This is a genomic window from Halonatronomonas betaini (genome assembly GCF_015666175.1).
In the GTDB taxonomy this organism is placed as follows: Bacteria; Bacillota; Halanaerobiia; order Halanaerobiales; family Halarsenatibacteraceae; genus Halonatronomonas; species Halonatronomonas betaini.
Genome location: NZ_JADPIE010000002.1, coordinates 1 through 11895 on the forward strand (window position 1 = coordinate 1; position 11895 = coordinate 11895).

An 11895-nucleotide genomic window follows, 5' to 3' on the forward strand; every position below is an offset into this window, starting at 1 on the left:
GAAAAAAGCTAAAACTGGCTTTATTGCTTAACTTTATTACTGACTGAGGAATTTACACACAAATATGGACTTGACTCTACTTATTCTTTTAGTAATTAAATTATAGCCTCCCATTATTTCATTTGAATAATTTACATTAATTTTTGTTTTTAAAAAATTAATAGCTGGTTTTATATTATAGTAATTGTCTTTATCTAATAAGATATTTAACTCAAAACCTATATTAATTTCATTATTATAATTTATGATTCTTTTAACCTCAGGCATTAATTGAATATCCATATAAAACATGACCTCCTGCTAATATTTTAATATGAACCCCTCAGAAGAGGGGTTCATTAATTATAAAATTACTGAATCGGCTTAATATCTCCTCTTAGTATTGAAATAATTGTAAAGTTATCATCACCTGGAGAATTCAAGTAAATTGGATCATCAAAATCAGGCCATTCAGTTGTCAAACCAGAACTTGTTAGATTCCTTCCAGAAAGAGCAATCACTGGCAGAATAGGCAGACTTTGATTGAATGAATAAACTATATCCTGGATAGTTTCTTCTTGATCTTGAACATCCCAACCATCAGCTGATGATAAAATAAGATCTTCCATATTAAAAGTTCCTCTATCTGTTTCTACTTCAACATCAAATCCAATTCCAGGTCCTGAAGCTCTAGTATTTTGATAAATAATAGGACCTTCATATGCATACATTGGATGTGGTTGGCCAGTACCCCAGAAAGATAGGGCCATTTCAAAATTACCAGCTTCTATATTAGGGACTCTTTGTGACTCTTCAATTCCATTAAATCTGGTTTCTATTCCAAAATCAGTTAGTAATTCAGCAATTGTTTCTGCTGCAACTGAAGCATCGGCCCAGGCCGATGGGGTTTGGATTCTTAATGTGAATTGATCACCATCTACAGAATACCAATTTCCGTCTTCTTTATAGAATCCAGATTCTTCTAAATATGAAGCTGCTTTATCATGATCCAGCTCATATCTTGTTAATGAACCTGTTTCAACATTCCAACCTTCCATAGTTGGCTCTCCAATTCCTGTAATCCAATCTACTCCAATACTAACACCAGGCAAAGCAATATCACCAACTAAATTTCTATCTATAGCATAAGCTAAAGCTTTTCTGACATTTAAATCATTTAAAGGTTCCAAGTTATGATTAAAATAAACAGCTAAGCCATCTACAGCTGGTGTCTGAACAAACTCTATTCCCATATTTTCAAATGCTGTCATTGTACCAGAAGGGAACTCATGTGTCAAATAATCTGCCTGTTGATTTAAAACTAACGGAGTTAAATCAGAAACCCCTCCATTATAGACAAGTATCTCATCAAAATGGACCTGATCAGCCAAATAAGAATTATTATTTTTCTTTAATACAACTTGAGAAGAACTTACACTAGCAGGGTCTAAATAATATGGTCCAGTTGCATTAACATAATCAGGTCTAAATTCACTGAAATCAACCTGCAAGTCTTTCCATTCTTCAGATTCTGAATCATGCCCGTCTTCAATTAATTGTTCAATTCTTGCAGCAAAATCACCATAAGTGTGAGTATCTACTATATTTTCTCTTAATACCATTCTTAAAATCAATGAAGAGGCTCTATCTATATTAAAAGTTAATTCATGGTCAGATATTACATCTACAGAACTCAAATAATTCCAGACAGGAGCCTCCATAAATCTCAAAATTGTAAAAGTAGTTATTACGTCTTCAGCATTAAATTCATCGCCGTTATGCCAGTAAACATCTTCACGTAATTGAACAGTTATCTGATTGTTTTCTTGATCAATTGTCCAGTCAGAAGCAAGATATCCCTCATATTCATTATCTGCCCAAATAAGAAATCCCATTGGTAGTTGATGGATATCTCTAAAAAACCTCAATTCAATGGCACCAGGAACGAACATATTAAAGTGACCAGATGGTGGAGCTGAATAAGGCCATCCACCAGCAAAAACAGCTGATTGTGCATTAACCTCCATTGTATTAACCAAACCTAAACTTACAAACATAAAAACAAAGATCATTAAAATCGTTAGTTTTTTCATTTTAATCCTCCTCGGTGTTTTAATGTTAAATAAATATTTAACTCAAATAATCCCCCCTTCTAATTAATTGTTATTAACAACATGACAGGCAACCTGATGTTCTTCAGAACCAATTAATAAAGGATCTTTATCATAACAAACAGGCTCTTCAGCCCATGGACAACGAGTATTAAAAGCGCATCCAGAAGGAATATTTTTTAACTCAGGTATATTCCCCTCTTTTAATTGAAACCTTTCTTTGCTTTTTGTTATTATCGGATCAGCTTCTGGTATAGCTCCAATCAAAGCTTTTGTATAAGGATGCTTTGCATTATAAATCAATTCATCTGTTTCACCTAATTCAACGATTTTACCGAGATACATTACTGCTATTCTTCCTTCTTTTGCAAAATAATTTGCTATTGTTAAATCATGTGTTATAAAAAAGAAAGAAACATTATATTTCATTTGTAACTCTTTTAAACTATTTAAAATACTAATTCTTAATGAAGTATCAATCATAGAAACTGCTTCATCCACCACCATAAAACTTGGGTCCAGAGTTAATGCTCTTGCAATCGATACTCTCTGCTTTTGCCCCCCTGATAATTGATGAGGATATTTATCTAAAAAATCTTCAACAGGTGTTAATCCTACTAAATCTAATATACGACTTACCTCTTTATAAGTTTCATTATATTTTTTGGTAATATTATGTCTTTTTAACGGATTAGCTATAATAGAAAAGATTGTTTGAACAGGGTTTAACGAAGCGAAAGGATCCTGATGAATCATCTGAACATCTTTTTTAAAACTTCTTAAATCTTTTTTTGTAAGATCTTTAACCTCTTGACCTGAAAATCTGTAAGAACCTTTGCTATAACTTTCTATATTTGCAAGAATTCTACCTAGTGTTGTTTTCCCACAACCAGATTCTCCAACTATACAAAATGTTTCTTTTCTTTTTATACTAAAATTTAAACCTCGTAATACCCATACTTCTTTTTTACCTTGTCCAAACTTTTTATGAAGGTTACTTATTTCAATTAAATTTGCTGCCATCAATTATCTCTCCTTATAGGAGGCACATTTTTATAGTTGTAACAAGCCACAAAATGAGATTCCCCAACTTTAATTATAGTTGGTTCATCTCTAAAACATTCTTCTGTGGCAAAATTACATCTGGGTGAAAATTGACATTTATTTTCTATATCTATCAAATCTGGAGGGCTTCCAGGTATTGAGCTTAAATCACCTTCACACTTATCAGATATTAATTTTGGTACTGCATTTATCAGACCATAAGAATATGGGTGTGAAGGACTATAAAAAATATCTTCTGTTTTTCCATTTTCAACAATCTGCCCTGCATACATAGTAGCTACTTTATCAGCTAATTCTGCAGCTATAGCTAGATCATGAGTAATTATAATAATTGAAAAATTATATTCTTCTTTTATCAATCTTAAAAGGTCTATGATTTTTCTTTGAGTTAAAACATCCAGAGCAGTTGTTGGTTCATCAAAGATTACAATTTTTGGATCTAATATAAAACTTAAAGCTATTAATGCTCTTTGTTTCATTCCACCTGATAATTCATGGGCATATGAATTTAATACCCTATCAGCATCTAGTTGCATTTTACTTAATAAGTTTTTACTTTTATCAATTATGGCTTTTCTTGAATAACCATTATCATGGGCCTTAACAGTATCAATAAAGTGTTCTTTAATTTTAATAACTGGATTAAAAACACTTTGAGAAGCCTGAAACATGAGAGCAATTTCTTGCCAGCGAATTATTTTAATATCTCTTTCACTCATTTGAGTTAGAATTTTTACTTCTCCATCTTTATAATAATTAATTTCACCGTTTAATAATTGAGCATTATCTTCATCCAACTGAACAATTGATAAACAGAGAGTAGTTTTTCCACAGCCAGATTCACCAATTAATGCTACGACTTCATTTTCATGAACTGTTAAATTTACATTTCTTACAGCATGAAGTTTACCTCTTGGAGTATTATAAGCAATACTTAAGTCATTTATTTTTAGTAATTCTTTTTTCATAGCTTTAGTCATCATGATCAGTCCTTAACACTGGATTAAATAGGTTCTCAAGTGATCTATTAATCCAGACCAGGCTTAATATCAGTAATGAAATTGCAATCGCTGGTGCTAATATAAACCATAAGGCATCAGGATGATAGATAGCTCCTTGAGCCCATGCTATATTTAACATAACCCCCCAGTTTACCTCTAAAGGCAGCAATCCTAAAAAAAACAGCCCTACTTGTGCATAAATTGCATGCCTCATCATCAAAGTAAAATTCATTATTATAAAAGGCATCATATTAGGAGTAATCTCCTTGAAGATTACATGTATAATGCTTAAATCCAGCATTTTAGCTGCTTCAACATATTCTCTTTCCTTCAAACTCAATACTTCTGCACGTATACTTCTAAATAAACCTGCCCATGATAAGATCGCTAAAACCAGAGCCAAAACATAACTTGTTAAATTAAAAAAACCTGATAAAACAACTAATAATGGGAACCTGGGGATTGTAAGCCATACATCTGCAAAAAATAACAATATCTCATCAAATTTACCACCTATTAAAGGTGCAGCAGTTCCCAAGAAAATACCAATCATTACACTTATTGATGCTGTTATAAATGCAAGTAATAATAAGCCACGTCCTCCATTTGCAATTTGTGGCCAGATATCTCTACCCATATGATCTGTACCTAACCAATTTTCTCCAGAGGGTGGCTGAAAAATTTGAGTAGGATCGGCTCGACTTTGTAAAGGGAATATATAAGGAGAAATTGCTGACAATAAAATTATTATTAGCAATATTGATATCCCTAAGACACCGATTTTATCACTTAGCATTGCTTTTAATCCGACTTTGAATTTCTTGAATAAATATTGAGTGGATTCCACTATTCTCCCCTCCTGGTTCTTGGATCTAGAGCTCCATATATTAATTCTGCAAACAAGTTTGAAAATACTATGCATGCAGTTATTATTAATAAAATACCTTGCATTACTGGATAATCTCTTCCATGAACAGCATTTAACAGCTCTAATCCTAAACCCTCATAAACAAATAATTGCTCAATTATTAATGATCCTCCTAATATAAAGCCCATTCTCATAGCGAACTCGGTTGCTATAGGTAAGAATGCATTTCGTGCTACATATTTAGACATTATTTTAGTATTACTTAGTCCTCTAGCTTCAGCTAATTTCACATACTCTTTTTTTAAAGTAGATGTTGTGCTTCCTTTCATTAGTAATACCCACATTCCTATTTGAGCTAAAACATAAGTTATTATAGGAAACATTCCATGAGCAAAAATGTCTCTAATATATGTAAAACCATCATCTATAGATAATCCCATCGTATGAGTACCTCTCATAGATTGAATTGGTAATAATGGTCTGTCCATTCCAAACCATGTAATAATGCCAAAAAATATTATTAGAAAAATTCCTATTAGAAAATCTGGAATAGCGCTAATAATTGAAGCAGAACCTGTTATGATTGGCTCATACCATTTATCCCTCTTAAATGCCGATATAGTTCCTAAAACAATTCCTAAAATTGTACTAATAATTAAACCTGACCCAACAGTAAACAATGTCCAGGGTAATCGTGCTCTAATAATAGTAGATACTCTAACCCCTGGCGATCTAATTGATTGTCCCATATTTCCCTGTATAAGATTCCCTAAATAAGATATATATTGTCTCCATACAGGCATATCAAGATCTAAAGCATATAAAGCGGAAGCCCTTGATCTAGCAGCTTCAACTGAAATACCATGACTTGAAATTAATTCATTTACATAAATATCAACAGGATTAGACGGCATTAATCTTATAAGAAAAAATATTAATGTAGTAACAAACCAGATAGTAAATATTGCTTTAAATATTTTTCTAACCCAATAGTTATTTAAACTCTTTAAAAAAATGATAGGAATTTACCCCCTTTTTAAGCCTTATATAACACTAGTATAAATATTTAAACAATTTAAGTCAAGTAGTTTTTTAACCTTTTTAAAAAATTAATATTACAGGACTTAAACAGTCTCAAAAAACAAAAAAACCTCCATTGAGAAATGGGAGGTTTTAGTGGGATGCTTAACATTGCCAGGATATTTTTTCGGACTTAATTATTGTAAACTCTTTCTATCTTCTTTTAATTTCACCGCAAAATTCCATGACCTCCTGGTCACAGGTTAAATCAATAAAACCCAGGTGATCTAACAGATCAAGCATTTTCTTCATTAGCCTCTGACCAATGCATCTTTTCTAATATTCTGGCAAAACCTCCAGCATTAAGGCATTGGTATAAAAGCAAAGATTATTTGATCTAAAAATAATAAGTCATGCCTGCTGAGATTCCAGTATTAATATCATTATTACTATCTAAACCAATACTTCCATCAATCCTCAATTCAAGGCCTCCGCCTAAGTCGCTAATATAATAAGGAGCTGCCATTAGATTCTTGTTTTCAGTCTCTCCTAGCAGGGCTAAACCTATATTAGTAAAGCTATCCAGATTGGTGCTAATATTTAAAATAAACAAGTCTCTAGCAGTAAAGATTTCTCCACCGGCCACTCCATTTGCAGGCATATCGCCTCCTGGCATTTGCCCACCGAATGATTGATTTGATAAAGCAAGCCCTAAAAGTGCATTCATATCAAGGTCATTCTGAATGAATCTTAAATACTCGCCCTGGACCATTACCTGCCTATCAGCAAATTCTCCAGTCTGCCAGCTATAGTCAAGGCCGAGCTGGATGACCCAGTCGTCTATTTCACTATCATTTAATCTGTAATAGCCTGCTGCACCATAAGCTCCCAGTTCACCTATATCTCCACTATAGGTGATGCCGGCTCTGGTCAATCGGTCAAAACCAATTAAAACTATTTCACTATTAATAAAATCAAATTCAGGGATCTCATGGCTGGCCAGGTTAAAGCTTAAATCATAGCCCTGGCCTGGAAGCCGGAGTCTGGTGCCAAACCCTAATTGATTGAGTTCTGAATTATATTCTGGCCAGTTGATAACTGCCTGTAAGCTGCGGCCTGCACCTAAACTATGGAAATAGCGGGCACCATCTATACCTGGTGTTAAGGTCTCGCCGGCCAGACCTTCTATAGAAAAACCATAGTCATAAGGATTAATAACTGCCCCATATGACCAGGAGACTGGCTGGCGGCCTAATGTTAAATGACCACTATCAAATCTTCTTCTAAGATAAAGATACTTAAAATTAAAATCAGCATCACCGGTATCTCTTAATGAACCCTGCATTACTAGTCTTGGCTCAATACCGGCAGCAGCTGGCAGATAAAATTCTAGCTCAGTCGAGCCAGAAAAAGTTGTAGATAAATCTCCATCTGCCTGATAATTAAGGCCTGCATTTAGATTTAGCTCTCCTCCTATTTCTACTGCCTGAACCTGCTGGTTATTAAAACCAGCTATCAATATAAATATTATTGCAAATGTCAGAGCTATTCCTAATTGTTTATTTAATTTCATAATATCCCCTTTCAATTATAAGTTCTCTTAATTACTTTATACTGACTTTCAAGCCAGATTACTTTATACTATAAATCAAGCCAGGCTCGATAAATAATTTTATATCAAGTTTACTGCAGGCTATCAAGAGAGAATGTACCTTCTGGAATCTCCGGGTTAAATTCAATTTCATTAATCCTAAAAATAGTCCTGCTATCTTCCATTAACTGATCACTCATGACCATCTCTGTTGGATACCAGCGATCGTCATCAAATAGATCGACTTCAGTAACCTCGGCAACCTTTAACATCCGGCCATTTCTGGCATAGAGCTCTTCTCTGAGGCCAATATAGCGCTCCTGGTCGATCCAGATCTTTCTTTCATAATAGGAGACCTCTTCGCCTTCCCGGGCTATACCGCTTAAAACATAGGCCATCCGGCCATCTATCTCTTCTTCGCCTAATAGCTCAAACTGATACAGGTCGGTTAATCTCTCTGATTCAAGGGCATCCTGATAGGAAAAATCACTGCCCATCATGCCCTGGTTAAGCATATGGCCTGAGATTCTAACTAGATCTTCGGCATCAGGGAAATACATCCAGAGCTCTTCCCCCAATTTTAAATATTTAGTTCCCCTATCTCTAGGGTTTGTAAATTCAGTCAGGGCATCGCCTTCCTGGGAATAAGAGACCATCTCTTTGACAGTTTCTCTATTGCCTTTAACAATCACCATCTCGGCTTCCATTCTGGCTGAAACGATAAATTCATTGTCATCCCGCTGGTTCATGATCTCTTCAGCTGTTAAATCTGTTTCTATTTCTGTTATATTTTCACCTGGTTCAGCTGTAAAACCATAACTTACTGATAAGAAAGTTGTTGCCATTACAAATAAGAATATAATTAAAATAGTTGTTAAACCTTTTTTCTTAAATAAACTCTTTAACATTTTATCCACACCCCTTATTTAATTGATTATTCTTCAACATGATGAATTGCTTCAGCTGGATCCATCTTAGCTGCTTTAAAGGCCGGATAAAAACAGGCCAGGGTAACAATGATTGTTGATAGAATAAAGCTAAATATAAGATTCTCAAGGCTAAAGCTTAAATGGAAGACCGGCTCCATTAAGAAGTCAGCCTCAGCCACTGTATTAGCAAATTCTTCTACATAAAGACCGTTAATTGAGTAATAATAGGTGATAAGCCCACCTGTAACAACACCTAGAATACTCCCGATAATACCCATAAAACCACCTTCAAGAATAAATATTTTCATTATATCTCCGGCTTTAAGGCCAAGTGCAGAGAGCATTCCTATCTCTGAAGTCCTTTCTCTAACAATCATTGTTAATACACTTATTATAACAATTGTACCCATTAAAATAAATAGAATATAAACAAAATTCATCATATCGTAAACCTCATCAAAGGTTTCGATAATTGGGTTGGCTTCTCTAAAGGTTTGAGCTAAATAATTGTCTCCACCATGTTCGGCCAGGAGAGTTTCTATATCAGCTTTAAGCTCTGTTGTATCAGCTATAGAATTCCCAAAAATCATAATCTCGCTGTACTGATCATCTAAATAGAGCATATCCTGGGCAGTTGCCAGGGGCAGATAGAAAAAATTATCATCGAGATCATTGACCCCTGTATCCCTAATGCCAACTATTTCAAATGTCCTGCCCTGTAAGGACTGGTAGCTATCTGAAAACATCAGGGTTACTGTGTCATTTAATTCTCGATTGATTTCTTCTAATAGGCCAATCCCGACAACAATTTCGTTGCCAGATTCAGCCATTCTACCTTCAGTGATCTCATCTGGAATAACTCCATGGGTTGATTCCCTGTCATAATCCACTCCGACACCTAACATTCTGATCAGTTCGCCATCGATGCTGGCCATGGAACCAAAACGGATTCTAGGAACTGTATAATTAACTGCTTCAACCTGGTTAATTAGCTCATCCATCTCTTCTGCACCACCCTGATTGAAACCGGTAATGGTATAATCCAGGGGTAGGATAGTCTCTCTAATATTATATTCCTCGGTGGTTACTCTAACATGGCCATAGTTATTATCGATATATAGGCCAAAAATTGTTTCAGTTGCACCAGACATAAAAGCTCTGGAGAAAATAACTATGGTAACAACTGCTGCGATTGCTGCTACAGCTATAAAAGTACGCATTTTATTCCTGGTTAAATTTCTCCAGGCTATTTTTACTAATTGCATTTTAAATACACCTCCTGGCCAGTTTATTTATGGTGGATTGCTTCTGCCGGATTCTTTTTAGAAGCCCAATATGCAGGTATGATACTGGCTATGATTGATACAAAAATAACTAAAAATATAATTAATAGAAATGAGGAAAGATTAATAGCTCCATGGATTCTACCGCCTTCAATTGGGAAAATACCTATATCAGCCATACCGATTAAATCTGCTGAAACACCATAAATATTAAAGACGATCAAGAGCAGAAGGCCAATAAATGAGCCTATCAAACTCCCTATCAAGCCAATACCTGCTGCTTCATATATCAAGATCTTAATAATCTCTGACTGTTTTAAGCCCATTGCTTTCATCATTCCTATCTCTTCAACTCTCTCAATTGCTGCCAGAACAATAGCTGTAAAGATTCCGATTATACCGACAAGCAAGAAAAGTCCGAGAATAAAATAAATCTCTATGGTATTCCAGGCATAAGCAGAGACTAACATCTCATTGGTATCTTCATAGGATTGGATAGTAAAATCGTTATTCTGGACTGCTAGAGATAATTCATCTGCCCTATCAGCGGCTATATGGCGATTATCTAACCTTATAACCAGTCGATTGATCAAATCCTCTTCAATTCCAAGAGCTAAATATGACTGAGCACTGGCTATATAGACTGTTCTCAGATTAACTTCTGGATCAGGGGTCGAGATAATTCCTCTAACTTCGCCCTGAAGAGTATTAAGAGAGCCGGCATCGTCTTGAAATCTTAAGGTATAAAAATCCCCTACCTCAAGATCGAAGAATCGGGCCAGTTGATCTCCAATCACAACTCCATCATCTTCTGAGTCTCTAATGAAATCACCGGCAACAAGATAATCTTCATTCCTGAAGACCTGGCCAAAACTGGCTGGTTCGATGGACCTAACTAAAACCGGAAATTCATGGCGACCGGCTATAAAATCTGCTGAGAAATCAAGTAGACCAGTATAGGCCTGCAAACTTTCCAGGGTTTCTACCTCTGATATAAGTTCTTCCTCAGGATAAAAAGTCTCCTCTAAAGGAATATCTTCACCTGCCTCGGTCTCAGCTATTAACTCTTCTCTCGCTATTTCAAGATGGGGAGTACTGACATCGATTATATTTTCAAAGGCAAGATCAAACATCCCAAATAAGAATGATTCTAACAAAAGGAAGATTATCACAGCTATTACTAATAAGCCGGAGATAATAAATGTCCTTTTTTTCCTGCGAAATAAATTTCTAAATGCTATCTTTAGAAGATACATTTAATTACCTCCTCTCATCCTTTGAAATATTACCGTCTTTGATTTCAAGCAATCTATCTGCATATTCCATTACCAGTGGATCATGGGTTGAAAAAATAAAAGTTGTATCCAGTTCCTGATTCATCTTTAACATTAAATCAAGGACCTCCTGGCTGGTTTTAGAATCAAGGTTGGCAGTCGGTTCATCTGCTAGAACCAGTTTAGGTTCTTTTACCAGGGCCCTGGCAATAGCAACTCTCTGTTTCTGGCCACCTGAAAGTTCATTTGGCTTCCTGGTTAACATATCTCCCAGGCCAACTTTATCCAAAATTGATTCCACTTTCTCGCTATCGCCCTGATCTTTGCCACCTTTAGAAATTCTTAAGGCAAATTCTACATTTTCATAGGCTGAGAGTACTGGAATTAGATTATAGCTCTGAAAAATAAAGCCTATATGATTTCTTCTTAAGGTTGCCAGACCATTTTTGTCCATTTCATTTATAGTTGAACCATTGATCTTAATTTGACCGGTTGTTGGCTTATCTAAAGCACCGATGAGATTCAATAATGTGGTTTTACCTGAACCTGATGGGCCAAAGACTGTTGAAAACTCAGCCGCCTCAATTTCTAAGTCTATACCTCTTAATGCAGGCACTTCTATCTCTCCCTGCTGATAAATCTTTTTTACGTTTTTTAAATTAATTAATGGCATCTTAAAACCCCCTATCATGGATTATTAACAGTCTGGCTATCTGTTAATAATCTTACCTTAAATAATTTAAAATGTAACCACGCATAAGTGTGGTTTTAAAG

The 11895-nt window shown here is 35.0% G+C and carries 11 protein-coding genes; all 11 read right to left on the reverse strand.

The features are described 5' to 3' along the window. Positions 1-36 precede the first annotated feature (36 nt). The gene (locus I0Q91_RS03170; protein ID WP_270452824.1) at positions 37-282 is read right to left on the reverse strand and encodes a hypothetical protein; all 246 of its coding nucleotides are present in this window, start codon (positions 280-282) and stop codon (positions 37-39) included. A 68-nt stretch (positions 283-350) separates the two neighbouring features. Further along, positions 351-2072, reverse strand: a complete 1722-nt coding sequence (locus I0Q91_RS03175) for an ABC transporter substrate-binding protein (RefSeq protein ID WP_270452825.1) — start codon at positions 2070-2072, stop codon at positions 351-353. Positions 2073-2135: 63 nt separating this feature from the next. Further along, entirely contained in the window at positions 2136-3113 is a 978-nt protein-coding gene (locus I0Q91_RS03180; protein ID WP_270452826.1) for an ABC transporter ATP-binding protein, read from the reverse strand. After that, positions 3113-4138, reverse strand: a complete 1026-nt coding sequence (locus I0Q91_RS03185) for an ABC transporter ATP-binding protein (RefSeq protein WP_270452827.1) — start codon at positions 4136-4138, stop codon at positions 3113-3115. Before I0Q91_RS03185 ends, I0Q91_RS03180 begins: the two co-directional genes overlap by 1 nt. After that, entirely contained in the window at positions 4128-5003 is an 876-nt protein-coding gene (locus I0Q91_RS03190) for an ABC transporter permease (RefSeq protein ID WP_270452828.1), read from the reverse strand. The genes I0Q91_RS03185 and I0Q91_RS03190 overlap by 11 nt, the downstream gene beginning before the upstream one ends. Next, on the reverse strand, positions 5003-5938 hold the full coding sequence (locus tag I0Q91_RS03195) for an ABC transporter permease (RefSeq protein ID WP_270452829.1): 936 nt from the start codon (positions 5936-5938) through the stop codon (positions 5003-5005). Before I0Q91_RS03195 ends, I0Q91_RS03190 begins: the two co-directional genes overlap by 1 nt. Before the next feature lie 503 nt (positions 5939-6441). Further along, on the reverse strand, positions 6442-7617 hold the full coding sequence (locus I0Q91_RS03200; RefSeq protein ID WP_270452830.1) for a hypothetical protein: 1176 nt from the start codon (positions 7615-7617) through the stop codon (positions 6442-6444). A gap of 110 nt (positions 7618-7727) precedes the next feature. After that, complete coding sequence (locus I0Q91_RS03205; RefSeq protein ID WP_270452831.1) at positions 7728-8543, reverse strand: outer membrane lipoprotein-sorting protein; 816 nt, start codon at positions 8541-8543, stop codon at positions 7728-7730. A gap of 26 nt (positions 8544-8569) precedes the next feature. Then, the gene (locus I0Q91_RS03210; protein WP_270452832.1) at positions 8570-9829 is read right to left on the reverse strand and encodes an ABC transporter permease; all 1260 of its coding nucleotides are present in this window, start codon (positions 9827-9829) and stop codon (positions 8570-8572) included. A 23-nt stretch (positions 9830-9852) separates the two neighbouring features. Further along, the gene (locus tag I0Q91_RS03215) at positions 9853-11103 is read right to left on the reverse strand and encodes an ABC transporter permease (protein ID WP_270452833.1); all 1251 of its coding nucleotides are present in this window, start codon (positions 11101-11103) and stop codon (positions 9853-9855) included. Between the two features lie 4 nt (positions 11104-11107). Beyond that, positions 11108-11794 (reverse strand): ABC transporter ATP-binding protein, encoded by a 687-nt coding sequence (locus I0Q91_RS03220; RefSeq protein WP_270452834.1) that lies wholly within the window; start codon positions 11792-11794, stop codon positions 11108-11110. Between the last annotated feature and the right edge of the window lie 101 nt (positions 11795-11895).

Coding starts and splice junctions, on each gene's coding strand:
- I0Q91_RS03180 (WP_270452826.1), bottom strand. CDS start 3,113: ATGGCAGCAAATTTAATTGAAATAAGTAACCTTCATAAAAAGTTTGGA.
- I0Q91_RS03185 (WP_270452827.1), bottom strand. CDS start 4,138: ATGATGACTAAAGCTATGAAAAAAGAATTACTAAAAATAAATGACTTA.
- I0Q91_RS03170 (WP_270452824.1), bottom strand. CDS start 282: ATGGATATTCAATTAATGCCTGAGGTTAAAAGAATCATAAATTATAAT.
- I0Q91_RS03220 (WP_270452834.1), bottom strand. CDS start 11,794: ATGCCATTAATTAATTTAAAAAACGTAAAAAAGATTTATCAGCAGGGA.
- I0Q91_RS03175 (WP_270452825.1), bottom strand. CDS start 2,072: ATGAAAAAACTAACGATTTTAATGATCTTTGTTTTTATGTTTGTAAGT.
- I0Q91_RS03210 (WP_270452832.1), bottom strand. CDS start 9,829: ATGCAATTAGTAAAAATAGCCTGGAGAAATTTAACCAGGAATAAAATG.
- I0Q91_RS03215 (WP_270452833.1), bottom strand. CDS start 11,103: ATGTATCTTCTAAAGATAGCATTTAGAAATTTATTTCGCAGGAAAAAA.
- I0Q91_RS03195 (WP_270452829.1), bottom strand. CDS start 5,938: ATGCCGTCTAATCCTGTTGATATTTATGTAAATGAATTAATTTCAAGT.
- I0Q91_RS03200 (WP_270452830.1), bottom strand. CDS start 7,617: ATGAAATTAAATAAACAATTAGGAATAGCTCTGACATTTGCAATAATA.
- I0Q91_RS03205 (WP_270452831.1), bottom strand. CDS start 8,543: ATGTTAAAGAGTTTATTTAAGAAAAAAGGTTTAACAACTATTTTAATT.